The following is a 25,496-nucleotide window of genomic DNA, read 5'->3' as shown; positions in this document are numbered from 1 at the left end:
ACGCCCCGCTTCTATCGACACCACAGCGCCAGCGGCACCGTCGCAATTGGCTTTCCAGGAAAGCCAGGCGGATAGGGCGGTGATCGAGCCGAGAGGGCAGGGGAGGCGGAAACGTCGCAGCAGGGGCGATTTCCGGGCCGCTGGGCTTCATTCTGGACGTTTGGCAGGCCGGGGAGGGTCCAAGCGGCAATGGCGCTCTACGGGCTTCCCATGCGGCCGATTTCTGGAAAGCTAGATCCTCGCGAGGTCGGGGATCGAAACGGCGAGCCTCAAGGTTTGTGCGCCAGGCAACGATTTCACGGATTTGGCCCCGAACATTGCTGCGGGAGAGGGCGGAATCCTACGCCAAGAGCCGGCAGGGCAGGGCGCGGAAAGTCCGCTAAACAACGCCAAGGGCGAACAGACGGCGAACATGTATATTTGTATACGCCTATACATTCGCGCCTAGTGGCGCGTCCGCTTCGGTGGCGTCGGCGCGGCCATCAGCTCATCAAAGGCGGAGTCATCGCCCAATGCGTAGCGGCGCAGCGGATCATCCTCGGTCATGCGGCCGGCCTGGACTTCGCGCCATGTCACATATCGCAGCCGGCTCCGGTCCAACGCGCCATCGACAAGACATTCCGCGCGCAGGAACATCCATATCTGGCCCTGCCGGTGCTGGGCGAAGGCTTCAAGATCGCCGTTCGTCTCTTGGAGATGCACCGCCACAAGATCGCAGACGAGATTGAATATCCGCATGAGGCCGAGCCGGCTTTCCTCATCGGTGATCGCTTCGTGCAGCTCCAACACTTCGTCGCGGATCGCCGGAAGAGGTGCGGAACCGCTCTCTCCATAGGCCATGAGCCGGTCCCAAAGATCAATGACGCGTTGGTCCATATTCTATCCTTCCGCCCTTGGCGGCAGTTCTGACACTATACAGCAAACGGCCTTTTTCACTTCGTCGATAGTGTCCGTTCACGCCTTGTCGAACTTCCCGGCGAACTCGCGATCGGCGTAGTAGCGCAGCTTGGCGGCGACGATCGGCCGTTGCCCCGCAAGGAACAGGAGCTGCAAATCCTCGCGCAGCGTGCGGACTTCATCCGGCGTCAGCAACGGCCGCGCTACATGCTGCGATCCGAACGATATGCCGGTTTCCTCCGCGTCGATCGCGCGGCTCATCGTCTCGAACACGACTGTCTCCTGGCCGAGCAGATCGGAGACGAGCCTGGCGCTGTCGTGATCGTTGACGCCGAACACTTGCAGCACGCCGGCGTTGGACAGGAAGGTGCCGGCGCGGCGCTCGTAGAGCGCGCGGAGCTGGTGAACATCTTGCAGGATCGGCCAGAGCTGGATGCCATAGCCGGCCATCAGGCCCATCGCGCGCTCGACGGGTTCGAGGCGGCCGAGGGCGGCGAACTCATCGAGCAGGAACAGGACGGAGCGGGCAGGGGAGGACGGCGCGCGCGCCAGATCGGTCAGCCCTTGCGCGAGCATCAGGCGCAGCCAGCGGGCATAGGTGGCGAGCCGATCGGGCGGCAACACCAGATAGACGGTGGTGGCGTGCGCCTTCACATCGGCGAAGGTGAAATCCGAGCGCCCCAGCACGGCCGACATGCGCGGCGAATCGAGGAAATGGGTATGGCGCTGCGCGGCCGACAGCACGCCGGCGGCCTCGCGATCGGACTTGCCCAGGTGGCGGTTCGCGGCGCGGGCGATCAGGCCGCGCGCCTGCGTGCTGCGCGACATTTCCCGCAGCATCCTTTGGAAATTATCGGGCGCGAAGGTGAGGCAGTCGCGCACCGCTTCCAGCGTGCGGTCCTGGCCTCGCGATTCCGGGTCGCACGCCACCCACAGGAGGATGCCGGCGATCAGCGCCTTGGCTTCCTCGTTCCAATGCGCCTCGCCGGCTTCGCCGGGAGCGTCATAGACCAGCGCGTCGGCCAGCGTCATGCAGTCGTCGGCGAGATCGAGGCCGGCAGGGTCGATGCGATCGAGCGGATTGAAGGCAGCGCCGGGAAGGCCCGTCACCCCGAACGGATCGAGGACATGGACCGGGCCGAACTTTGCCCGATGGCGGGCGGTGATGCGGGCATTCTCGCCCTTGGGGTCGATGCAGACGACCGGGCCGGGATAGTCGAGCAGGTTGGGAATGATGGTCCCCACGCCCTTGCCGGTGCGCGTCGGCGCGATCGTCAGCAGATGCGAGGGGCCGGCATAGCGCAGCAGCCTGCCGTTCTTGCGGTCGCGGCCGATCAGCAGGCCGTCGCCATTTTGGGCGAGGGGGCGAGTTTCCCGATCGGTGGCGAAGCGGGCCGAGCCGTGCGTGGCATCGCCGGCAGGGCCGCCGTAGCGCAGGATCAGCGGTTGAAAGAGGGCGCGCAGCGCGACGAGGATGACGACGATCGCCGTCAGCATCATGACGGTCTGATAGATATGGGAATCGTGGGCCAGGCCGAGCAGCCTGCCAAGAATGAGCGGCACCCCAAGCCCCAGCACCAGGCCGGTGATGAGGAACAGGACCAGGACGCCGAACAGGTGGCGGATGAGGGCGACCGGGCTGGTGACGAGGGCCGTGATCGCCCATATCGGCTGTTCGCGCGCGAGCCGCGCGAGGTTGCGGATCGCGCGGCCGAGCTGGCGGAACCATTCCATCATCAGGATTCCCTCCCGCTGTCGTTTTCGAGATGTTCGGCGCAGATCGCGGCGGCGATCGTGTGGAGATGCTTCACGCGGTCAACGAGCCAGGCCAGTTCGTCGGGGGTGATTTCATAGGCATGGGAATAGCGCGCCTCGACATAGGCGCGCTGGAGCTGCGCAAAATGGCGGCGGGCGGCGCGGGTATCGCGCGGCCAGGCTTCGATCAGCCGGGGATCGAGATTTTCGGCAAGCGAGCGCAGGATGCCGATGCGGTGCGATTTGGGCGCGTAGAGCGTCAGGACGAGCAGCAGGCCATGATAGGCGCGCTCGACGGCCTGGTGGAGCATGAACGCGGCATGGTTGGTCTCGCCGTCGCGGATCGCATATTCGGCGAGCGTCAGGCAGTATGCGGCATCGGGGAGCCACTTGTCATAATGCGCCCTGGCTTCGGCGTGGCGTTCCTGCGCGTCGAGCTGGCGCGGCACGGCGAGGCGCTGTCCCGGCGCTTCGTAGAGGGCGATCCCATCGCGGGCTATGTCGGCGAAGAAGGGACGGCCGCGCGCGAGCTGGTCGTTCACGTCCATCAGCGAATGGACGATGAAATTGACGGGCGTGGCGAGCTGGCGGGTGACGGTCAGCTCGCGCACCAGATGATCGTCGGCGACAGCCCACCATGTTGCAGATCGGTGAAGGTCTCGGAGTTGACGATGACGAGCAGATCATAGTCGGAGATATAGCCGCTGGCGCGATCCTCGACCCAATCGCCGCGCGCGTAGGAGCCGAACAGGATCAGCTTGAGGATGCGGCCGCCCTTGCGCTTGTCGGAGAGCTTGGTTTTGACGGCATCCTCAAATTCATCGAACAGGACGCGGGCGACCCGTTCCAGCTCGCGGCGCTTGGCGGCGGGAAGATGATCGAGGCCGGCGCGCATGGTCAGCGCGCTTCGGGCAGGTCGATAGCGGTGATGCCCTGAGCGGCGGCGATGGCGTCCACCAGGCTATCGACGGTTTCCATGCGATGGCTGGGCCAGTCGCGTGAGACGGTGACATAGCCGGCGTCGGTCTGGACGTTGATGATCGCCGTGGCGGGCAGCAGATCGAGCAGGGTTGCGAGCTTGTCCTGAATATCGGGGGTGATGTGGTCGATGCCGGGGCCGACCATCAGGAGCTGCCAGGAAAGGCGCGAGGTGTCGTCAGTCATGGGCGGTCTGTTCCTTGCTGTCCTGTCCTTCCGCTTCCGCGTCGAACGCACGTTTGCCGCGCCGCTTCCAGAGCGCGAGCGCGTTGCCATCATCACGCGCGCGGGCGGCAAGATCGAGCATCGCGCCGTAGAGCGTTGCGCGATCGTCGTCGGCCAATTCGACGAGGCCGGCCTTCTGGACGAGGCCGCCCAGCTCTATGAGATGGCGGGTGCGTTCGCGGCGCTGCACGACCCATCCTCTCGTATCGGTGCGGCGCTTGGCGGCTTCAACCCTGTGCCTCGCCTGCGCCAGTCTGGTTTCCGCTTTCGCCGTTGCCGCCAGAGCGTCGCCCAGCCTTGCGCCCGCGTCCCTGAAAGAAGGCCGCGCCCCGCGAGCGCAACGCCTCCTTTTCGCCAGCGTCGGCCGATTCCACGGCAGCGAGCAGCGCGCCGGCGAGTGTGTCGAGATCGAGCGCATCGGCCCCGGTTGCCGTCACCAGTAACCCAAGTTGCTCGATCTTCTTGGCCTTGATAGACTTGGCCTTGTCGCTCAGTGCCCGCAATTCGGCGTCATAGTCGCGCGTTTTTCGCATCACTCTCTCCCTCGCGCCCGTCGAACAGGAGCCGCACAGTAGCACGATCGCGCTGGCAGGACAGCGGTTCCATCATGAAATGCGGCCAAGTCAATCACGCGAACGGCAGAGAGTGGTGAGTGCGCGCTTATACGTCGTTGCCGACGTGCGCTAAGAAGGGCAGTATAGCGGCTGTCATGGCGATCTACCATTTCTCGGCCAAGGTCATCAGTCGCGCCAACGGATCGAGCGCCGTTGCGTCGGCTGCCTATCGTGCGGCGGAACGGCTGCACGACGACCGGCTCGGGCGCGACCATGATTTCTCGAACAAGGCCGGCGTCGTTCATTCGGAAATCCTGTTGCCCGAAGGTGCGCCGGAGCGTTTAAACGACCGCACGACCTTGTGGAACGAGGTCGAGGCGGGGGAGGTCAGGAAGGACGCGCAGCTTGCCCGCGAGGTAGAGTTCTCGATTCCGCGCGAAATGAATCAGGTGCAGGGCGTCGCGCTCGCCCGCGAATTTGTCGAAAAGCAGTTTGTCGAACGCGGCATGGTCGCGGACCTCAATGTCCATTGGGACATGGGCAAGGATGGGATGCCCAAGCCCCACGCGCATGTCATGCTGTCGATGCGCGAGGTGGACGGGGAAGGGTTCGGGAAGAAGGTCCGCGAGTGGAACCGAACCGAGCTGTTGGAGAGGTGGCGCGAGGCATGGGCGAACCATGTCAACGAGCGGCTTGCCGAGCTGGATATTGATGCCCGCATAGATCATCGCACCTTGGAGGCACAGGGGATCGACCTGGAGCCGCAGCACAAGATCGGGCCAGCGGCATCGCGTATGCCCGAACAGGGCCTTGAGGCGGAGCGGGTCGAGGATCATGCGCGGATCGCGCGCGAGAATGGCGAGAAGATCATCGCCAATCCGGAAATCGCGCTCGACGGTATCACGCGGCAACAGGCGACGTTCACGCGGCGCGACCTGGCGCAGTTCGCGTTCCGGCACAGCGACGGCAAGGACCAGTTCGACCAGGTGATGAGCGCGGTGCGGACCAGCCCCGAGCTGGTGGCGCTGGGCAAGGACGGACGCGGCGAGGACCGCTTTACCTCGCGCGATATGATCGACACCGAGCAGCGGTTGGAACGCGCCGGCGATCGGCTTGCTGGACGGGAGGGGCATGGTCTCCCGGCGGCAGCGTGGAATCGTGACGCCGCCGCCGGAAGTGGGGGCCTGACACTCGGGGCAGAACAGCAGGCCGCGCTGGCACATATCACCGGCAAGGGCGATCTTTCAATTGTGGTCGGCTACGCCGGCACCGGCAAATCGACCATGTTGGGCGTTGCGCGCGACGAATGGGAGCGCGCCGGCTATCAGGTGCGCGGCGCGGCCCTGTCGGGGATCGCGGCCGAGGGCTTGGAAGGCGGCTCCGGCATCCAGTCGCGCACGATCGCCAGCATGGAATATCAGTGGGGCCAGGGGCGCGAGCTGCTAGGTCCGCGTGACGTGCTGGTGATCGACGAGGCCGGCATGATCGGCACGCGCCAGATGGAGCGCGTGCTGTCAGAGGCCGAGCGGGCAGGGGCTAAGGTCGTTCTTGTCGGCGACGCCGAGCAGTTGCAGGCGATCGAGGCCGGCGCGGCGTTCCGCGCGCTGGCCGAGCGCCACGGCGCGGCCGAAATCAGCGACGTTCGCCGGCAGCATGAGGACTGGCAGCGCGACGCCACGAAGGCGCTGGCGACGGGCCGCACCGGCGAGGCGATCCATGCCTATGAGCAGCACGGCATGGTCCACGCGGCCGACACGCGCGAAGCTGCGCGGGGCGAGCTGGTGGGCCGCTGGGACGCGCAGCGGCTTGCCGATCCGGACAAGACGCGGATCATCCTCACCCACACCAATGCTGAGGTGCGCGATTTGAACCAGGCCGCGCGCGAACGTCTGCGCGACGCCAGCGAGCTGGGGGCGGACGTGCGCGTGTCGGCCGAGCGGGGGCCACGCGACTTCGCCAGCGGCGACCGCATCATGTTCCTGAAAAACGAGCGCGGCCTTGGCGTGAAGAACGGCACGCTGGGAAAGGTCGAGCGCGTTTCGCCCGACAGCATGGCGGTGCAGCTCGACGATGGCCGGAGGATCGCGTTCGACCTCAAGGACTATGCCCATGTCGATCATGGCTATGCCGCGACCATCCATAAGTCGCAGGGCGTGACGGTGGATCAGGCGCATGTGCTGGCGACGCCGGGGATGGACCGTCATTCGGCCTATGTCGGCATGTCGCGGCACCGTGACGGGGCGCAGCTCCACTATGGGCGTGATGATTTTGCCGATCAGCGTCAGCTCGCCCGTGTCCTGTCGCGTGACCGCGCAAAGGACATGGCCGGCGACTATGGGCGTGAGGGCGCTACGGCCGAGCAGGACCGGGTGCGTGCGTTCGCCGAGCGGCGCGAGATCCGGTTCCCGGAACTCGCGCGGGAGATGGTCGCCAAGGTGCAGGCGAAGGCCAAGGGCATGTTCGCCGGCTTCCGCCCGAAACCGACGTCGCCCGAGCCGGTGCGCGACGGCAAAGGGGGGCCGATCAACACCGGCTCCGAGCGGGGATCGCCCGCGCCCAATCAGGCCAAGGCGATCGAACGCTATGCGCGCGTCCAGGCCGATATGGACCGGATGCGCGAGAAGGGCTTGCCTGTGCTCCCGCACCAGAAAGAGGCGCTGGCGAAGGCCGGGGACGCGCTCGATCGGTTGCGCCCCCAGGCGGCTCGGGATTTGGCTTCCGCGTTCGAACGCAACCCCGCACTGGTGCGCGACGCGGCCGAAGGCAAAGCCGGCGGGGCGGCGCGGGCAATGGCCGAGGAAGCCCAGGTCCGTTCCAATCCCGAACTGCGTGCCGACCGCTTCGTGGAGCGCTGGCAAGGTATGGCGCGCGAGCGGGCCGAGCTCGCGCGCAGCGGCGATCGTGCCGGCGCGGAGCGCACGGCCAAGAAGATGGATGGCTTGGCGGGAGGACTGCATCGCGATCCGCAGCTCGAATCCGTGCTGCGGCGGCGCGCGCCCGAACTGGGGCTGGAGATGCGCCGGGATCGTCCGATCAGCCAGGAATTGACCCGTTCGCTGGAAATCGGCCGCGATCGAGGGTTGAGCCGATAAGGAGAGACAATGGCGGACGAGGAATGGGAGGAAGGCGGCGACGCGGCGGCGGAAGCATTCGAGCAGGTGCGCGCCGCGGTCGAGCAGCAGCGCGGCGAGCTGGCATTGATGCGCCGCGCCATCGAGGGACTGGCGGCCGAGCGCGCCAGCATCGACGTGCCCGACTATTCCGAGACGCTGGGGTATGTCGTCCAGGGGCTGGACGGCATCAACGGACGCCTGGACCAGGTTACGACGGCCATCGTGAAGTCGCCGGCGCTGGCGATGACGCCTGCACAGGTTTCGGCGCAGATCAATCGAGCGGCGGCCGACCTTCGCAGCGCCGACCATGCCGCCCTCGCGACCGCCACCGACGAGATGAAGCAGCAGGGGCGCGAGCTGCGCACCGTCGTTCAATCGGCGCTGACGGCGCGGGATCAGAAGGACCGTCAACTATGGTTCGGGTTGAGCGGGTTGCTTATCGGCATCCTCCTCTGGTCCTTCCTTCCCGGTATGGTCGCGCGCGAGATCGCGCCGGCGAGCTGGCAATGGCCCGAACGCATGGCGACGCGGGCTCTTGCCGAGGCGACACCGTGGGATGCCGGGCAGCATTTGATGGCGAGCGCGTCACCGGCGAGCTGGGAGGCGATCGTCGCGGCCGACAGGTTGCTGCGCGACAATCGTGAAAAGATCGAAGGATGCCGGCAAGCGGCAAGGAAGGCGGATCAGCCGGTGCGATGCACGATCCAGGTGGGAGTGAAGAGATAATGGTGATTCCCTACCGCTCGACGCCCATATTCGATGAGGCGACATTGCCCGCTGCCCTGCGCTCCGAACATCGCACCAAGGCCGGTGTGTGGGGCGTGATCCGGGTCATCGAAGGGAGATTGAAGCTCACCTATCTCGACCCGGCCTCGGAGGTGGTCCTTACACCTGACCGGCCAGGGCTGATCTTGCCCGAACAGCCGCATTTCGTGGAACCGCTCGGAGCCATGCGGATGCAGGTCGATTTCTACGATCAGCAGCCAAGCCTTTAGGGAGAGCCATGCCTAAAACAGCCTTGTCATACCCGCTTCTTGCCATCCTCGCGCTTGGTGGCTGTGCGACGCGCGACCCGGCACCGAGTCCCGGCTCGCTTCCTACAAGCCTGTCCCGGCCCGACGCCGAGGCTTTGCCGCATGACCTGACCTATGGCGCGGCGTTAATGACCGTCAAGGTCTACCCGCACCTGGCAGCGAAGGCCGATGCAAACGCCAATCTGTTCATCTCCCCGGTCAGCTTGTCGCAGGGCCTGGGGCTCGCCTACCTTGGCGCGCGGGGCGCCACGCGCGAGGAGATTGGCCGCGTGCTTGGTTGGGATTCGTCCCGCAACGTCCCTGCGCTCATCAAATCCTACAATGCCCAGCTTAACGACACCGGCGATGCCGATACCGCGCTCGGCATCGCGAACGCGCTGTGGCTGGCGAAGGGATTGCCGGTCCGGGACGAGTATGTCGCCGAGGCGCATGCCGGCTTCGGAGCGGCTCCGGAAACCGTCGATTATGCTGGTGATCCCACCGGAGCGGCCGAGCGGATCAATGGCTGGGTTTCGCGCGAGACGAAGGGCAGGATTTCGGAGATCGTCTCTCCGAGCGGCTTCGGGGATGACACCGCCGCTGTGCTGACCAACGCGCTTTACTTCAAGGCGAAGTGGCAGGTGCCGTTCGAGGAGACGGAAACGCGGTCCTTCACGCGTGGCGACGGCACGCGCATCCCGATCACGATGATGAAGCGGATTGGCCGGTTCGACTACCGCGAGACCCGGGAAGGGCAAGCGATCGCGCTGCCTTATGGTCGCAACGGTCGTTTCGTGATGGAGATTTTCCTGCCACGTGACGCGGCAACCCTGCGCCGCTGGGAGCGTGAGCTGAAGGGTGTCGATTTCTTCGCCGGCGAGCAGGGCGGCAATGATCGTTTCGACCTGTCCGCGGAGCAGGCTCGCGAGATGCGGATCGTTCTGCCCCGCTTCGAAGCGAGGTTCGATGAGAGCGTGAAGGCAGCGCTGATCGCAGCGGGCATGCCAAGCGCCTTCGACCAGCAGCGTGCGGACCTGTCGGGGCTCGCCAGCGGTGCGCGCCTCGCGATCGATGACGTGGCGCACGCGACCTTCCTGCGCGTCGATGAGGAGGGCACCGAGGCGGCGGCGGCAACCGCAGTCAAGATCGTCGTGACCAGTGCGCGGATAGAGCCTCAGGTGCCGGAGATGGTGGTCGATCGTCCTTTCCTTGCCACCCTGCGAGACCGAAAGAGCGGCGCGGTGCTGTTTTTCGGGCGCATCGCCGATCCGACAGCGATTCCATAGGCGCACTCAGGCCATGCTCCGTTCAGCCGTGCGGGCGTAGCCTCCCGGTATGATGATGGTGTCGCTATCGCGAGCGATCGGCACGGCTCTGGCCGGTGCGGCGTTGAGCGCGTCCACGCCCGCCATGGCGTGCTCCTGCATCCTGCCCGACAATATCGAGGCAGCGGGACGCGCGGCGTTCACCAAAGCCGATCTTGTTGGTGAGTTGGAGATAGGGCGGGCGCCGGTGACGGCACCGCGCAGTTTCTGGTGCGGGTCGGACGGACGAGCACGACCATGGTTCAGGCCCGGGCATAAGATCGAGCAGAGCCGCCCCGCGCGCGTTATCAGCATCACGAAGGGCCGCGTCTCGGGACCAATTCGCATCCGCACCAGTCCGGTGATGAACATAGGTGGCCGGTGCGGAATGACCGGGAATAGCTGCCAGGTGTCTCTCGGCCGAAGCACCGTTCGGACCGGCCCCATGCTGTTTCGGCGTGTTGCGCCGGGCACCTATGAACCCTTGGACGTTTGCACCCAGTCGGCGTTCACCACCTGGCTCGAACAGCGCCAGAAGCGTCGCGCACTCCCGCAGACGCGGTAACGCTTCGAGGAACCATCGATTTCTTGAATCACCGGCGTGCCATTGATTCAAGAAAGTCGCCGGACTTGGAGAGGCATAATTCGTAGGCTCCGCGCCATGAATGGCGCGAACCTGTCCTTGCCCGAGCCGATCGAGCTGGTGGCGCTCGATCCGGCGCGCAACATCCGCCGGCGCTACAGCATCACCGCGAGCCTCGATCTTTTCGGCATGATCGTTGTGGAAACCCGCTGGGGCCGGATCGGCTCACACGGCCAGGCCCAGCGGCACGCCTTCATCGATCGCGCGGCGGCCGACCGCCACATTGCCGCGACCCTGCGGCGGCGCGGCACGGCCGAAACCCGGATCGGAGTGCCTTACAAGCCGGTGCCCACCGAGATTTGAGCCGCCACCGCCACATCGGCTGCTTGAAGAAACCGGCCGGTGCTACGGCCAGCATGTTGCCGGCTCAAGCGGCGCATCCTCTCCTGGACGACAGCCCTGGCGACCATCGGCCGACCGTAGCGCTCCGCATTCTAGCCGGAAATGGTTCAGCGGGACAGGATGCCGGCGGTCCCTTGCACGTCTGGCGTTCGCCTGTGAGCGCTACGGCGGCGATGGTCATGGCGCGCTCGCGTCGAAATGGACGCTCTGGAAAAGCCTCGTGCCAGATCTTCTCGGCCATCGATGCAAGCTCCTGCGGCGTCGGCGGCCGAGCCTCACGAATGCACGCTATCAAGGCGCGCGGGAACAGGCGCTCCATCGTCTCTCTCCGATCGCGATATGGGAGCCTTATAGCACGGGCGCAGCCCCGATCGACCGGGACGGGACGAAGCGGGCCTTGAAGCGGTCTGGCCGGAAACATCGGCGCCCGCACCCTATATCGCTTGAGGGGCAGGAGAGCCCTGCCCGGAGAATGAGATGCCGTCCGATATACCTGCCCGTGTTCCCTTGCCGATCGCCATGCCCGACAATGCGTTCGGAGCAGCGCTGATCGAGCAGGCGGCGTCGCTCAGCGCCTATGCGCGGCGACTGACTGGAGGGGGCGCCGATGCCGACGACCTTCTGCAGGACACCATGCTTCGGTGCTGGACCGCGCGCGCCAGCTTCGCGGCGGGAACAAGCCTCGCCGCCTGGACCCGGACCGTGATGAAGAACTGCTTTCTCACCGGTCGTCGCCGCGCCCGCTTTCACGCCGACCTGCCCGAGGATGCGCGCGACCGGAGGGCATCGCGTGGATGGTACGCCAGACAACGCTAAGCCCGAACAATACCAGAACGGCGATGTGAGGGCGGTCAACGGCGGAAGTCGATCAGCCCCAGCTCTTGCCACATCCACGTAAAATCATAGGTGGCCATTGGCTCGCCAGTCCCGGATTTTGCCGCACCATTCTCTATATATTTTAGCCAGTCGGCAACTTTCGCCCGGCCTGCCTTTGTACGGGCCAAAGCCCGCGGTGTCTTGTTGCCGAGGGCGGGCACCGCTTCATCAAGCGTTTTGGTATATTCGCGTGTCAGCATCTCATGAACGATGCGCTCCCTTTCGTCCGACGGGATATCGAGCGGCTCTTCCTGCGGAGCGCGGGCGGCGTCATCGGCCATGAACTGGGCCATAGTCCGAATTTCGGTCATAGGTGTGCTCACGCAATCACCGAGCCATTCGCGCATCTGCGTGATCGCTTGCTCCGCGCGGGCGGCGCTATTGACCTCAACGATCAGTTTGCGACCCACCAGTTCGACATTGGCAAAAACAGGTGTGCCGTCCTCCATGGTTGTCACAAAAGCCTGCCCGCCTTTGGTCGTTCGTGGTTTCCTGTTCTTCGTCACTGGCGCCAGCCAGTTCCAGAACGTATCGCTCGCAGGTTCCAGCCATTGCGCCGCGTTCAGCCTGCGAACCACGCTCTTGCCGATCACGCCCTTCGCCAGGGGGAACACGATACGGTGGAACACAAGATCATCGCCATCGGCATTGACCATTTCCGGCACGCTGCCGGACATGGCCTTGCCCAGACAATCAAGCAGCCAGATATTGGTGAAAATCGGACCTGACGCTTTTAGGAGGCCCTCCCTTTCGGGAGGGGACAGTCGGTCAGTACCTGGCCCATCGTCTTCAAGTTGGGAAAAGGCCTCGATCACTCGCCCGGCGCCGTCCGCGCTGAACGGTAATAAGGCGCCGGAAATCCCATGGCGGCCATTCACCTCGATGACCCGTGCGGCGATCTTGTCCCAGTTAACAAGGGTCTGCGTTGCGCTATGTTCGCGCACCGTGACCGGCGCAATATCGCGCAGAAGATCCCGCAAGGTCATCGACTGCCCGGGGACGACCTCGCTAACCTCATAGAGCGACATCACCGTATCGCGCAGTGCGCGCATGTAAGCCTTGTTCGGCGCTTTCTCGTTCCAGCCCCGGCGCTTGAGATACTCATCGACGAGATTGAGGCCTTCAGGCTCGAGTTCCTGTGTGAGCAAGTCTTCGAAAGCACAGCCCCACAGCTGCGCCTCCCAATGATCGCCGATGATGTCGAATATATCATCAGGCTCAAGATCCATCGCATCGCAGGCCGGGCCAAGATGCGCGACGAGCATCTCGTCCATCATCTCGTCCCAGGGCGCACGGCCCAAGTACTTCATCAATCCGGAAAGATCGTGAGCGGATTTCGGTCTGGACATTCAGGCAGGCCTTTCCACGCCAAGGCGGCGCATTTCGCGATAGATAGTCGATCGGCCGATGCCGAGTTGCCGCGCCGCTTCGGTCGGCGAGATACGGGCTTCAACCAGTTTGATCGCGGCATCCACCTTGGACATGTCGAGCGGCTGACGGCCAGGCTGCTTGCCCTTGGCGCGTGCGGCAGCGATGCCGTCCCTGGTCCGCTCGGAAATCAGCCGTCGCTCGAAATGGGCAATGGCCCCGAACACATGGAAGATGAGTTCGCCGGCGGCCGACGATGTGTCGATCTTTTCCTCAAGACTCAGAAGAGCGATGCCCTGGCCGCGTAGCGTCTCGACCGTGGCGAGCAATTCGGCCAACGAGCGCCCGAGCCGATCGAGGCGGACCACCGCTAGGGTATCACCCTTACGCGCATAGGCGATCAGTTCGGCCAGACCGGGCCGCTCCATGCTCTTGCCCGACATGACGTCGGTAAACACCTTGATGGCGCCCGCCTTCTCCAGTCGCATGGTTTGGCCCGAAACATCCTGATCGCCGGTGCTGACGCGGGCATAGCCCAGAATATCGCCCATGCCGTGCGTCTCCCCAACGGTCGTTCTCTGGACGCTATGAAGGGCGACCGCTTTGCCCAATCCATGTCCGTCCACATACTATGTCTCTTTACTCATGGCTGTCCATAGGCACAGATGACCTTTTGTGGACGGGAATCGGCATGACGAAGCGCAAGCATCAACTCCTGACCGAGAGCGAGCGCGACCAGATCCTCGCCATCCCGACTGATCGCGACCACTTGGCACGGCTCTACACCTTCGAGCCTTCGGATATCGAGATCATCGGCGCGCGACGGGAGCAACGGAACCAGTTGGGCGTCGCGCTGCAACTCGCGCTCTTGCGGCACCCGGGCATCACGCTTGCGCAGTTGATACAGGACAGGGGAGCGATACCCCATGATCTCGCCGCCTTCGTCGCGGAGCAACTTGGACTGCACGTAACCGACCTGGCCAACTATGCGGCGCGAGATCAGACAATGACGGATCATGCCCGTGTGTTGGCGGTGCGCTTGGGACTTCGGGGGGCGACCCGCGCCGATATTCCCTTCATGATCGAAGCGGCCGCGAAAACGGCATGGGCGACCGACAAGGGGATGACGATCGCGACCGGCGTCGCCACCGCCCTTCGCGAGGTCCGGATTCTGTTGCCGTCCATCTCCACCATCGAACGCGCCAGCAGCGCGGGACGTGCGCGTGCCCGTAAGCAGGCCGCCTATGCCCTGATCGCCGATCTCAGCGCCGAACAGGTCCACGCCCTCGACCAGCTCTTTGACGACGCCGACGGCATGAGCCAGCTTGCTTTGCTCAAGACCATTCCCGTCGCGGCCAAACCCGATCACATCCGCCAGATTCTCGACCGCCTGTGGCAAGTGCGGAAGATCGGCATTTCTCCCGACGTAGCTGGCCGCATCCATGGGGACCGATTTCGGCAATATGTCAGGGAAGGCCGCGCTTCGCCTGCCTATATGATCGAGCGATATATCCCCTCCCGCCGGCGCGCCACGCTTGTTGCTTTCCTGCTCGACCTCGAAGAACGGCTGACTGACAGCGCTCTGGAGATGGCGGACAAGCTGATCGGCAGCATCTTCACCCGCGCGAAGAACGCCCAGGCGCGCAGCTATGCCACCACGTCGAAGAACGTCGCGCGGCTGATGCTGATCTTTCGCAGGACGATCGACGCACTCACCGATGCAGTCGATACCGGCGAAGATCCGATAGAGGCCCTGGACGCTTCGGTCGGGTAGAACACCCTCCTGAAGGCCAGACCAGAAGTAGCGACGATCGCGGAAACCGCGAGCCTCGACCCGTTGACGGTCGCGGCCGATCGCTATGCGACGTTGCGTAAGTTCGCCCCTGATCTGCTTGAAGCGCTCCAGTTCAGGGCGGGAAAGGGCAGCGCGAAGACGATCGCCGCTGTCGAGATGCTGCGCGACCTCAACAGGTCGGGCAAACGCGATCTGCCTCCCGACGCTCCGATGCCCTTCCGCAAGGAATGGCGGAAAATCGTTGTTGGCGATGACGGCAAGATCAACCGGAGGCTTTGGGAGATCGCAACGATCGCGCATCTGCGCAACAAATTGCGGTCCGGGGATGTCTGGGTGGAGCGATCGGCGGGATACCGCCGGTTCGACAGCTACCTGCTCAGCGATCCGAAGGCCAAGCCGATCGTATCGGCTCTTGGCCTGCCACCCACAGCCAGCGAATGGCTCGAACAGCGGGGCCGCGAACTGGACTGGCGGCTGAAGAAATTCGCCCAGCGCCTGAAGCGCGACGCTCTGGAAGGTGTGCGGTTCCGCGACGGCCGCCTCCAGATATCGCCGATACGCACGATCGCGACACCCGATGCCGAAGTACTGGCTGACCGGCTCGATGCCATGATGCCACGCATCCGCATCACCGAGCTGCTGCATGAGGTGGCGCAGGAAACCGGCTTTCTCGCAGCGTTCACCAACCTGCGCACCGGCGAGGCGTGCCCCAATGAAAACGCGCTGCTCGCCACGATCCTCGCCGACGCAACCAATCTCGGCCTGTCGCGCATGGCGGCCGCGAGCCAGGGCGTCACGCGCGATCAGCTCCTGTGGACCCATGACGCCTATATCCGCGATGACAGCTACCGAGCGGCGCTGGCCGTCCTCATCAACGCGCACCACCGCCTGCCATTTTCGCGGGTCTGGGGCGACGGCGCCACGTCCAGCTCCGCATGGTTCCCGACTGACCGAAGCGCTTCCACGACGACGCTCGTCAGCGCGAGGCCGAATGGAGCTTTCGATACGGCGCCAATATAGGACATCCGATCAAGTCTTTCCTCCTGCTCGCGGCAGGGTGACTAACCTGCCTCTATAGCTCTATAATGCTCCCAAGCAGCCGCCTGACCATCTAGACTAGCCAGCGTGTCACGCTGGCGGCCAATACGCGCCATCAGTGCTTTGGGGTCATTGAGGTCTCTGGTCCTCTACGATCATGTCTGCTGCTTTTTCGCCGATCATGATGCAAGTGGCGTTCGTATTGCCGTTGATGATCGTTGGCATGATCGAGGCATCAGCCACGCGAACATTTTGCAGCCCTCGAACCTTGAGACGAGTGTCGACAACCGCCAGCGCGTCGGTTCCCATCTTGCACGTGCCGACCGGGTGATAAGAATGATTCACATGTTCAGTGAGGTAAGCGTCAATTTCTTGATCTTCATTCAGCTTGTGGGTGGGGTAGAGCGGTCGCTTGACCACGTCATTCATCGTCTCTGAGAAAAGAATGTCCTGCGTTATCTTGAAGGCGTTTCGTAACGCGGTTCGATCGTCAGGATGGCTCAGAAGATTGAGGTCGATGAGGGGATCGGACAGAGCGGAACTATCGCGAAGGCGCACTGCACCTCTGCTCTTGGGATGACCGATATTGATGAGAACCGTGAAGCCCCATTTCGTCATCAAACGATAGTCGCGTGCGTGGTCGCGATAGGCTAGCGGAATCACGTGGAGTTGGAAGTCCGGGCGGTCCCGATCGGGATCGGAGCGCAGGAACCCTCCTGCGGCAGTCGGCGGATTGCCCAGCCAGCTGCCTTTGCGCACGATATAGTGCAGAAGATCCTTTGTGCTCTTGATCAATCCCAATGGATTGAGCGCAATGCCAATGCGCTTGCGCGTCTCGAAGATCATCATGACGTCGGGATGATCATGCAGATTCTGCCCGACGCCATTTATTTCTTGAACGACTTCTATGCCATGCCGGTCGAGCTCGGCGCGTGGGCCGACACCGGAGAGCATCAGAATCTGGGGTGAATTGAACGAACCGCTGCTGACGATGACCTCCTTCTGGACATCGACTCGCCGCACTTGGCCGTCCTGGACGAACTCCACGGCAACCGCCCTCTTGCCTTCGAAAACGATCCGCCTCGCGCGCGCATTCACCTCAACGCGGACGTTGGGTCGGTCGAGCATCGGGTCGATATAGCAGCGCTTCACACCGGCCCGCCGGCCGTCCTTGACGGTGAATTGGTAGACACCGATCCCTTCCTGGGTATCGCCGTTGAAATCCTCGTTCTGTGGATGACCAAGCGATGCAGCGGCCTCGATAAAGGCGCCATAGGCTTTGAAGGAAGCATCGCCGTTGGACACGTGAAGCGGACCGAAGGCGCCATGATATTGACTGTCGCCCCGGACATTGCGCTCCGCCTTTCTGAAGTAAGGCAAGACGTCGTTGTACGACCAGCCCTGGTTGCCGAGATCGCGCCATGTGTCGAAATCGGATCGGTCGCCGCGGATGTAGACCATGCCGTTCATGCCGCTCGATCCGCCCAGCATCTTGCCGCGAGGATTATAGAGGCGGCGGCCGTTCAGCGCCGGGTTTGGTTCGGTATTGTACCGCCAGTTGAGGGTGTTGATCGCAAAATCCTGGATCAGTGCCGCAAAGGCACCTGGTGTCGAAACGAGCGGGGAATTACCCGATCCGCCAGCTTCGAGCAGGCATACCGTCGTTTCCGGATCTTCCGACAAACGACTGGCGATCACGCCTCCGGACGAGCCGCCCCCGATAATGACATAGTCTGGCATATATATTGTCTCCTCAGAGATCTGGACCGACCGAGAGCTCGGCCATAGCTCCTGCTTGGTGCCGACCGGCTGGTGCTACCTAGGAAGATCGTGCCGACGCGAATGAGCCGCACGACGAATTGCGCGCGCTTTCAAGAAGCGAGAATGCGCTGATTGCCGAGACCGAAATGAGATTTCGGCTTGAAAATGTACTGAAGATTTCCATGGCCTCTCCCGGCGGATTTATCCTTGTCGGGGGATTTTCGCTCGATCCCGGTTCGCCAGTTTACGGTCGATGTCACCGTCGAACTTGGAAAATCCGGTCCGCGAATTTGACTTCGCTTGGCCCCGGTCGCTGCGAGAAGAGAGGACGTCACACGTCGGTATTGGTGGGATTCGCGGTGTCTCCGAGCGAGCATCGCGGATGCTCGCCGCCGCTTGAGTCCGCCCGGGTTCCCTAGAGCCACAAGGCGACAAGCTTTTCCAAATGAATTCCCGCTCGGTGCTGCTGGATGCTGACCCTCTAGGCCGTTCCCCGTTCGCAATACTTGACGGCGCAAAGCTACAAATAATGCAGCCCAGTTTCTCCAAGCGCCAGCGCTGCCCTCCAAATAATCTCGCCCAGAGAACACGCAATAACGCATGTCTAGGGAGGATTGATTGAGACATCCGAACATGAGGAGGAGCCTGCTCGCGGGGAGTGCGATCGGCCTTTTCGCCACTGCATACCCACTGAGCGCAGCGTGCGCTCAGACTGCCACGAACGCACCCGCGTCACCGGTGGCGTCGGGCGTCGGTGCCACGAAGGATGACAGCTCTCGACCGGGAGGCTCGACCGAAGGTGCCTTGGAGGACATCGTCGTGACGGCGCGTAAGCGGAGCGAGAATCTTCGCGATGTGCCTGTCGCGCTTACGGCCGTCTCGGGTGACACCCTCACGCATCGCAACATCACGCAGATGGTCGATCTTGTGACCACACTCCCAAACCTAACTGTCTCCTACGGTACCATCCAGCCTCGGACATTTATCCGTGGCTTTGGCTCGGGCGATAATCTCTCCTTCGATCAATCGGTCGGAAAATTCGTCGACAACGTGTCCTATGGGCGAGACCAAGACAGTCGCATTCCCCTGTTCGACCTGGAAAGAGTCGAAGTGCTGCGTGGACCTCAGGTGCTGCTGTTCGGCAATAGCGCGACGGCCGGCGCTCTCAACATCACGACGCGAAAGCCCGGTGACCGCTTCGAGGCGGATGGCTCGATCGGCTATGAATTCAACAGCAATGAGACGAATGTACAGGGAGGTGCAACACTCCCGATTGCAGATGGCGTCAGCCTGCGGGTTGCGGGCTTGCTGCAGCATCTCGACAAGGGATGGATACACAACAACGTGACGGGCTTCGACAGCCCGCGCACGCGCAATTATGCTGGCCGCGCTATCCTGCGCATCGAGCCCAGCTCCGATCTTCAGATACAATTGAAGGCCGAATATGACCGGCTTCTCGATGAGGGCGAGAACATCCAAGTCTACAAGCAGTCCCTCGCGGTGCCAGGTCTCTTCGATGACACGAAGTTGGATGGGCGGACCTCAAACTCGAATGCCGGCCCGCCGTATTTCCAGCAAGGCTACGCCTATCTGCGAAACCAGACCTATCAGGCCGACGTCAATTATCACGTCCTTGGCGGACAGTTGATCTCGACCAGCAGCTACCGAAACTACATGTCGTCGACGTCCACCGACGGCGATGGGCTAGCTGCTGACATCTTCAACGCGTTTATCTTCAACCGCTATCGGCAGTTTGCGCAGGAAATCCGTTTCGAGGGCACGTCGGGCGATTTCGATTACACGTTGGGAGGCTATTATCAGCACGACGAGATGCGTGCCTTCACGTTGATCGAGTTCAATCTGGCGCCTCTGGGGGTCCCTGTTCCACCCTTCGCACGCTATCTGAGCTTCGATCAGGACACCGATGCCTGGTCGGGCTTCGCAAACCTGCGCTGGCGGATCACGCCAAAGCTCAAGGTGGAAGCTGGTTTCCGCTATACCGACACACGAAAGGACGTGAACCAGCTGCTTGCGACGGCCAATATCATTCCCTCGCTTCCAAGAAACACGAAGCGGGCTACGGTGGCGCAGCAGATAAATCCCGCGCTTGATCCAGTTCAGCTGGCGGTTCTCGGCGTCTCGCCGCATGACTATCGCGGCATTCAACAGAATGACGGCTACTTCCAGCCGCAGGTCATCGTACAATATGAGATCGCGCCGGCGAACATGGTCTATGCCAAGTTCGTCAGCGGGTCGAAGGCCGGCGGCGTCGACGCGATCTCCCCTGCTTCCAATCCGAACGCGACCAAGTTCGGTCCTGAGAAGGCGACGTCCTTCGAGCTTGGCGCCAAGGGCCGGCTCGCGAGCGGCCACCTCGATTATGCGCTCACCATCTTCTCGACTACGTTCAAGGACCTGCAGCTTTCGGTCTTTGACAACGTCTCGTCGTTCCTCGTGTCGAATGTCGGCAAGGCGCGGACGCGCGGTGTCGAGCTCGAGCTCAACTGGGCCCCTGCACCCCGCCTGCGTATCGATTTCAACGGTGCCTATCTCGATGCCAGATATCTGAGCTTTCCTGGTGCGACATGCACGAACGAGCAGTCGTTGATTGCCGGCCCGACCTGCACCCAGGACCTCTCCGGCGCGCCGACGTCCTATGCGTCGAAATGGTCGGGCAACCTGGGGATCGCCTATGAGCAGCCGCTCGGCGGCGATTACCGCCTCGCCGGCCGGATCGACGTATCGGCACGTTCTTCCTATGATGCAGGCAGCACGAATTCGCCGGATGAGCGCCAGAAGGGCTATGCCCAGCTCGATGCGAACCTCGACCTCAGCCCGAATTCCAGCAGCTGGACAATCTCGCTGTTCGGAAGGAACCTGACCGACAAGCGCTATCTGAGCTTCGCTCTGCCGACCATTCCAGCGACATTCGGCGAGATGGGAACATATTCGCGCGGGCGACAGCTTGGCGTTCGCCTGAGCGGTCGCTTCTAGACGCGCCGGGCAATCTTCACCCCGAACCAGCAATTCTGCGAGGCACTCCGATGACGTCCATTTTGCCGCAGCCGCGATATTCCGATACAGCGAGTGCGTTCATCGCCTCGCCGAAGCGTCTCCTGATAGACGGGGAATGGCAGTCCTCCTCAGGCGAGAAGTTCGTACCGGTCTACGATCCGTCGAGTGGTATCGAGATCGGGGCGATCGTCGATGCCAGCGATGCGGATGTCGATCGGGCCGTCGGCGCGGCGCGCGCGGCGTTCGATGACGGCCGGTGGAGCGGCCAGTCTCCTTACTATCGGGAGATGACGATCCGGAGGCTGGCCGATCTGATCGAGGCGAACGCCACCGAGTTCGCTGAGCTGGAAGCGATCGACAATGGGAAGTCGATCACCGCCGCATCGCAGATGGACGTTCCCGGCGCGATCGCACAGCTACGCTATATGGCAGGCTGGGCATCACGTCTCGATGGAGAGAGCGTCGAGCCGTTGCTCGCGCCATCCGGCGCTTTCCATGGTTACACCCGGCGCGAGCCGATCGGCGTCGCGGCCCTGATCGTGCCCTGGAACTTTCCGCTTTTCTTCGCCGCCCTGAAGCTCGCGCCAGCACTGGCCGCAGGGTGTACGACCGTTCTCAAGCCGGCCGAACAGACAAGCCTGACGACCTTGCGGTTCGCCGAACTGGTGCTTGAGGCCGGTTTCCCGGCAGGTGTGATCAACATCGTGACGGGCGCTGGCAGTGGTGCCGGCGCGGCGCTGGTGCGACATCCCGAGGTCGACAAGATCAGTTTCACGGGTTCGACCTCGGTCGGCAAGATGATCGCGCACTCGGCCGCCGACAGCCTCAAGCGCGTGACGCTCGAACTTGGCGGCAAGTCGCCTGTGATCGTCTTGCCCGACGTCGATCTCGGACAGGCAGCTCAAGGCGTGGCGGGAGGCGTTTTCTTCAACTCTGGCCAGATTTGCACAGCGGGCTCGCGCGTCTTCGCCCATCGGGACGTGTTCGACGCGCTGGTGGAAGGGATCGCTGACGCAGCGCGCGGGCTTCGTCTCGGTCCTTCGCTTGCGCCGGATACGCAGATGGGACCGCTGGTGTCGGCGCGGCAGCGCGATACCGTCATGGGTTTCATCGAGAGCGCATCGACTGAAGGTGCCTCGGTCGTTTCAGGAGGCGGTCAGCTTGCCGATCAGGGTTATTATGTATCGCCCACGATTATCGCCGACGTGTCCCCCGAGATGCGCGTGATGCGTGAGGAGATCTTCGGGCCAGTGGTTTGCGTGTCGCGCTTCGATGATCTCGACGCCGTGGTGAAGAGCGCGAACGCCACGCGCTACGGGCTGGCGGCGTCGGTCTGGACCCGCGACATCAGTGCAATGCATTCGCTGGCGCGGTCGATCAAGGCGGGCACGGTCTGGGGAAACTGTCATAACGCCATCGATCCTGCCGTGCCGTTCGGCGGATACAAGGAGTCCGGGCTCGGCCGCGAACATGGGCGGGAGGGGGTGCTCGCCTATACCGAAACCAAATCAGTTCTCGTGGCTCTGTAGGTTTAGAGGGAGCGAAGACAATGGGCGGTAGGGCGGAAGCAATTGGTGGGCGGGGCCTCTCCGCGGCGGTACGAGCCTTTTGCATCGTTCCTCTGGCTACCGGTATCGGGGACATCGCCCAAGGCGCGAAGTTTCTCGCGACCGCCGGCGCCGCGCTCCCATCCGCCGCGCTTTCCGATCCGACACTGAACAGCCAGCTGATGTTCGCCGGAGCGATCTGGCTCGGCTACGCGCCGCTCATCTGGTATGCCAGCTGCGATCTGCGTGAGCGGCTCTTGCTCCTGCGTTTGCTCTTCGGCTTCGTTTTTCTGAGTGGCCTCGCACGGACACTGGCCTATCTTCGGTATGGGTCGCCAGGTTTCGTTCTCACTGCGGCGATAGCGATCGAGTTGGTGGTGCCGCCGGTGATCATGTTTTGGACTGCAATTGCGGACGCCCGGCTACGAAACAGGTCAGCTTGAGGGGCGGCCGCGCCAGAGGGGCAAGGTTCCGCGCAGCGCCGAATGCCGATATTCCCGCGCTGAGACTCCAAATTTGCGACGGAACGAACGGCTGAAATAGCTGAGATCGTCAAACCCGACGTCGTAAGCGATGTCGGTTATACGGGCGCTCAGGGAAGGATCGCTCAATCGGCGGCCGGCTTCGTCGAGCCGTGCGTCAGCAATGTATTTGTGACACGAGGTTCCTTGGCTGCGGAAGACGCGTTGGAGGCTCTTGGCTGAAAGCCGCAGTTTTTCACAAATATAGCTTGGACGCAGAGCCGGATCTTCGAGATTGGATTCAACAAATCTCTGTACCGAGGTCCAGCTGTCGTCGCGACGCCGGTCGGTCTCAAATTCGGCGGAATAGCAGGTCAGAATGGTGTCGCCCAGAACGCGAGCGGCGAGCGGATCGTCGGCCTCTGTCTGGAACCTCTCGAGCTGCTGCAACAATCCTATCGCATAGCTTCTCATGAGGATCGCGGAGGATCGATGCGCCGCGATACGGTAATTGATCATATCGCCGATCGGCGGGGATGAGCGACGCATACGCGCTTCGAGCATCTGCTTCGAAAAGATGAGGCAGAGATGCTCGTTATCGTCGTCGAACTCATATTGGTGCGCCGCTGCACCGTCGCAAAGCACGACATCACCCGGGCCGATTGTGATCATCCGATCGTCGAGGCGTATCGCGGCATGCCCCTCCTTCTGCACCTTCAACAGGTAGAAGTCGCGGAAAGCCTCCGCGGCATATTTGACGCTGCATGCCTTGGACGCAAACCGCAGAAGTGCAAGGTTGCTGAACAACGTCCAGGTGAATTCCGTTGTTTTGGCTCGTACCGGCGGCGTCTCGATGTCCAGATCACTGGCCAGTTGTGACGCAAAAAGCGATCGGTGGCCGACGCGGATATGATTAGCTCGTGGAACCAGCAGCCCTCCGCCCAGACCTGGCGCGTCAGAAGTTGCCGTTGAATGTCCCACTTCGTCTCTCCACGATAATGGGGCGCTCCTCTTGTTGTGCCAAAGGATTTCGCCCGGCTGCTTTCATTACGGCAATCTAGGCACCCTTGAATTCCGGTACGCGGCGCTCCCGAAATGCGGCCAGGCCCTCATTGCGATCGAACGATGAGGAGTAGGTCGAATTGACGTCCAGCTCCGCCTCGATCGCCTCCGGGAGAGCAAGTTCGACAGCGTTGTTCAAAAGCTGCTTCATGTGATGCAGCCCCAAGAGGCTCTTCGAGGCAAGTTTGTTGGCGATGCCGTCCACCGCCTCTTGGAGATCGCTATCCGGAACGATCATGCTCACGAGTGGCGCGAGCAGCGGGTTCGAGACACTGAGCAGGTCGCCGGTGAACATCAGAAACTTGGCGTGGTTCAATCCGAGCCGTCGCGGCAGTCGTGCGGTGGCTCCTGCGCCCGGCAACAGGCCGTAATTGGCATGTCCGTCTCCCAGGCGCGCGCCTTCGCCGGCGATCACGATGTCGCAGCCGAGGAGCAGTTCCATTCCGCCCGCTGTTGCGATCCCGTTGACGGCCGCAAGGATGGGCTTCGGGAAGGCTTCGATCCGCGAAACGAGATCCGTCGCGCGGCGCAGGAACCGAGCTGTTTCTGCGTCGCGGTCTGCGGGGGGGAAGTCGCCGATGAACTTGAGGTCCGCGCCCGCGCAAAAGGCACGGCCTCGTCCGGTCAGCACGAGGCAGCGCACCTCCGCCCTCGACTCCAGGTGATCAAACGACCGGTTCAGCTCGTCGATCATGATCGGGCTAAGGCAGTTGAGGTCGTTCGGCCGCTCAAGGGTGATCCATGCGACCGGACCGCGCTCCTCGAGGGAAATCTGCTCAAACGTCATCGGATATGCTTTCATCATTGTCGTCGGAATAGCGTCGCAGGATGGCGGCAACGCCGTCTGGATCATCCAGCATGAGGTTATGTCCGCCCGAGAGCGTATATGCGTCCCACTCAGGATGTTGGGTCGCTGCCTGGTGGTAACGCTGGAAATGGGGTTCCTGCGAATTGCCGTCCCCTCCGACTGCGAGGATATAGGCCTTCTTCGGGATTTCTTTGTATCGCCCGCTAAGGCGGATGCGCTGCATCATGGTCCCTACTGGGTGGACGATCTGATAACCCGCGACGCGCCGCCCGTGGTCGATATCGCGTGACATCGCGTCGCCCGGCCGCAGCTTCATCGTCAGCCCGTCATCTCCGGCGGTATCGACGACGAGACTTTCGGGGCGAGGAACGAGGCGGAAGGGCGTGTCGCCGTCCTCCGCCACGAACGAGTCCAGATAGACAATGGCCCGGAAACGCTCCGGGATAGCATCTGCCAGGGCGGTGGCGACAAAGCCACCGTAGGAATGGGCGACGAGAACGATGTCGTCGAGGTCCTCCCAGTCGACCAAGGCCTTTAACTCGTCGACATGGGTCTGGATATTGATGCCGAGCCGTGCTTCCCATGCGCGTTCCGCAACGCCAGCCAGGGTCGGGCGGTAAACTTCGTGGCCAGCCTTTTGCAGGTGGATCGCGACGGCGCGAAACGCCCAGCCCCCATGCCAGCCGCCGTGGATGAGGAGGAAGGTTGTCATTCGGCGACACAAGGAACGGCGACCAATAGGCCGCCGTTCCAACCAAGGGTTTTTAATTCCTCCCGCACGGTTCTTCAACGGGCTCTGTTGCAAAAATCGTGAAGCTTGAGCATGCTTGGCGGAGATTGGACGGACGGAACGATGACGGATTTCAAGTGGCGCCATTTCCAGGGTGATGTGATCCTGTGGGCGGTGCGCTGGTATTGTCGCTATCCGATCAGCTATCGCG

Annotated in this window: 21 protein-coding genes and 3 pseudogenes; 11 read left to right on the top strand and 13 right to left on the bottom strand. The window is 62.9% G+C overall.

The window, feature by feature from the left end:
• Positions 1-444 precede the first annotated feature (444 nt).
• From A7Q26_RS12460 to A7Q26_RS12435, 6 genes and pseudogenes are all read right to left on the bottom strand, one after another.
• Positions 445-876, bottom strand: a complete 432-nt coding sequence (locus A7Q26_RS12460) for a hypothetical protein (protein ID WP_017501681.1) — start codon at positions 874-876, stop codon at positions 445-447.
• Positions 877-954: 78 nt separating this feature from the next.
• On the bottom strand, positions 955-2,631 hold the full coding sequence (locus tag A7Q26_RS12455) for a type IV secretory system conjugative DNA transfer family protein (RefSeq protein WP_026109289.1): 1,677 nt from the start codon (positions 2,629-2,631) through the stop codon (positions 955-957).
• A 2-nt stretch (positions 2,632-2,633) separates the two neighbouring features.
• Positions 2,634-3,547 (bottom strand): annotated as a pseudogene (locus A7Q26_RS12450) (HEPN domain-containing protein).
• A 2-nt stretch (positions 3,548-3,549) separates the two neighbouring features.
• Positions 3,550-3,816 carry a hypothetical protein gene (locus A7Q26_RS12445; RefSeq protein WP_026109288.1) on the bottom strand — a complete coding sequence of 89 codons (267 nt, stop codon included), beginning with the start codon at positions 3,814-3,816 and terminating at the stop codon, positions 3,550-3,552.
• A complete protein-coding gene (locus A7Q26_RS12440; RefSeq protein ID WP_017501678.1) occupies positions 3,809-4,045 on the bottom strand; it encodes a conjugal transfer protein TraD in 237 nt (78 codons plus the stop codon). Before A7Q26_RS12440 ends, A7Q26_RS12445 begins: the two co-directional genes overlap by 8 nt.
• A gap of 37 nt (positions 4,046-4,082) precedes the next feature.
• Entirely contained in the window at positions 4,083-4,388 is a 306-nt protein-coding gene (locus A7Q26_RS12435) for a conjugal transfer protein TraD (protein ID WP_017501677.1), read from the bottom strand.
• Between the two features lie 176 nt (positions 4,389-4,564).
• On the opposite strand from A7Q26_RS12435, the gene traA reads away from it, so the two are divergent.
• The 4 genes from traA to A7Q26_RS12415 are packed head-to-tail and all read left to right on the top strand — an operon-like array spanning position 4,565 to position 9,821.
• A complete protein-coding gene (gene traA / locus A7Q26_RS12430) occupies positions 4,565-7,501 on the top strand; it encodes a Ti-type conjugative transfer relaxase TraA (protein WP_017501676.1) in 2,937 nt (978 codons plus the stop codon).
• A 9-nt stretch (positions 7,502-7,510) separates the two neighbouring features.
• A complete protein-coding gene (locus A7Q26_RS12425; protein ID WP_017501675.1) occupies positions 7,511-8,248 on the top strand; it encodes a DUF6118 family protein in 738 nt (245 codons plus the stop codon).
• Entirely contained in the window at positions 8,248-8,517 is a 270-nt protein-coding gene (locus A7Q26_RS12420; protein ID WP_010339208.1) for a DUF1971 domain-containing protein, read from the top strand. Before A7Q26_RS12425 ends, A7Q26_RS12420 begins: the two co-directional genes overlap by 1 nt.
• Positions 8,518-8,525: 8 nt before the next feature.
• Complete coding sequence (locus A7Q26_RS12415; protein ID WP_230190404.1) at positions 8,526-9,821, top strand: serpin family protein; 1,296 nt, start codon at positions 8,526-8,528, stop codon at positions 9,819-9,821.
• A 6-nt stretch (positions 9,822-9,827) separates the two neighbouring features.
• Here A7Q26_RS12415 and A7Q26_RS25575 read toward each other — a convergent pair whose 3' ends face one another.
• Complete coding sequence (locus tag A7Q26_RS25575) at positions 9,828-10,004, bottom strand: hypothetical protein (RefSeq protein ID WP_156367391.1); 177 nt, start codon at positions 10,002-10,004, stop codon at positions 9,828-9,830.
• 496 nt (positions 10,005-10,500) lie between these two features.
• Here A7Q26_RS25575 and A7Q26_RS12405 point away from each other — a divergent pair, with 496 nt between their 5' ends.
• Positions 10,501-10,785 (top strand): WGR domain-containing protein, encoded by a 285-nt coding sequence (locus tag A7Q26_RS12405; RefSeq protein ID WP_017501672.1) that lies wholly within the window; start codon positions 10,501-10,503, stop codon positions 10,783-10,785.
• 516 nt (positions 10,786-11,301) lie between these two features.
• Positions 11,302-11,640 carry an RNA polymerase sigma factor gene (locus A7Q26_RS12400; RefSeq protein ID WP_230190403.1) on the top strand — a complete coding sequence of 113 codons (339 nt, stop codon included), beginning with the start codon at positions 11,302-11,304 and terminating at the stop codon, positions 11,638-11,640.
• 35 nt (positions 11,641-11,675) lie between these two features.
• Here the strand turns inward: A7Q26_RS12400 and A7Q26_RS12395 are convergent, their stop codons facing one another.
• Positions 11,676-13,049, bottom strand: coding sequence for a hypothetical protein (locus A7Q26_RS12395; RefSeq protein ID WP_026109286.1), 1,374 nt, complete (start codon positions 13,047-13,049; stop codon positions 11,676-11,678).
• Positions 13,050-13,619: a recombinase family protein gene (locus A7Q26_RS12390; protein ID WP_017501669.1), complete on the bottom strand. Its 570-nt coding sequence runs from the start codon at positions 13,617-13,619 to the stop codon at positions 13,050-13,052.
• Between the two features lie 140 nt (positions 13,620-13,759).
• On the opposite strand from A7Q26_RS12390, the pseudogene A7Q26_RS26320 reads away from it, so the two are divergent.
• Positions 13,760-15,862 (top strand): annotated as a pseudogene (locus tag A7Q26_RS26320) (Tn3 family transposase); the annotation flags it as partial.
• A 168-nt stretch (positions 15,863-16,030) separates the two neighbouring features.
• On the opposite strand, the gene A7Q26_RS12380 reads toward A7Q26_RS26320, so the two are convergent.
• Positions 16,031-17,641, bottom strand: a complete 1,611-nt coding sequence (locus A7Q26_RS12380) for a GMC family oxidoreductase (protein ID WP_084439106.1) — start codon at positions 17,639-17,641, stop codon at positions 16,031-16,033.
• 825 nt (positions 17,642-18,466) lie between these two features.
• Here A7Q26_RS12380 and A7Q26_RS12375 point away from each other — a divergent pair.
• The 3 genes from A7Q26_RS12375 to A7Q26_RS12365 are packed head-to-tail and all read left to right on the top strand — an operon-like array spanning position 18,467 to position 22,667.
• The gene (locus A7Q26_RS12375; RefSeq protein ID WP_066859911.1) at positions 18,467-20,656 is read left to right on the top strand and encodes a TonB-dependent receptor; all 2,190 of its coding nucleotides are present in this window, start codon (positions 18,467-18,469) and stop codon (positions 20,654-20,656) included.
• 50 nt (positions 20,657-20,706) lie between these two features.
• Positions 20,707-22,206, top strand: coding sequence for an aldehyde dehydrogenase family protein (locus tag A7Q26_RS12370; RefSeq protein ID WP_017501665.1), 1,500 nt, complete (start codon positions 20,707-20,709; stop codon positions 22,204-22,206).
• A gap of 20 nt (positions 22,207-22,226) precedes the next feature.
• Complete coding sequence (locus A7Q26_RS12365) at positions 22,227-22,667, top strand: DUF4345 domain-containing protein (protein WP_017501664.1); 441 nt, start codon at positions 22,227-22,229, stop codon at positions 22,665-22,667.
• Here A7Q26_RS12365 and A7Q26_RS12360 read toward each other — a convergent pair.
• The 3 genes from A7Q26_RS12360 to A7Q26_RS12350 form a co-directional block, all read right to left on the bottom strand.
• On the bottom strand, positions 22,659-23,666 hold the full coding sequence (locus A7Q26_RS12360) for a helix-turn-helix domain-containing protein (RefSeq protein ID WP_084439104.1): 1,008 nt from the start codon (positions 23,664-23,666) through the stop codon (positions 22,659-22,661). The genes A7Q26_RS12365 and A7Q26_RS12360 overlap by 9 nt on opposite strands.
• Before the next feature lie 76 nt (positions 23,667-23,742).
• Positions 23,743-24,534 (bottom strand): enoyl-CoA hydratase/isomerase family protein, encoded by a 792-nt coding sequence (locus tag A7Q26_RS12355; protein WP_037556861.1) that lies wholly within the window; start codon positions 24,532-24,534, stop codon positions 23,743-23,745.
• On the bottom strand, positions 24,524-25,267 hold the full coding sequence (locus A7Q26_RS12350; RefSeq protein WP_066859905.1) for an alpha/beta fold hydrolase: 744 nt from the start codon (positions 25,265-25,267) through the stop codon (positions 24,524-24,526). The genes A7Q26_RS12355 and A7Q26_RS12350 overlap by 11 nt, the downstream gene beginning before the upstream one ends.
• A 141-nt stretch (positions 25,268-25,408) precedes the next feature.
• Between A7Q26_RS12350 and A7Q26_RS25165 the strand changes: the two are divergent.
• Positions 25,409-25,496: pseudogene (locus tag A7Q26_RS25165) on the top strand (IS6 family transposase); the annotation flags it as partial.

Source organism: Sphingobium sp. TCM1 (assembly GCF_001650725.1).
Classification (GTDB): domain Bacteria; phylum Pseudomonadota; class Alphaproteobacteria; order Sphingomonadales; family Sphingomonadaceae; genus Sphingobium.
The sequence above is the reverse complement of the archived record's forward strand: the minus strand, read 5'-3'. Positions and strand labels throughout refer to the sequence as shown.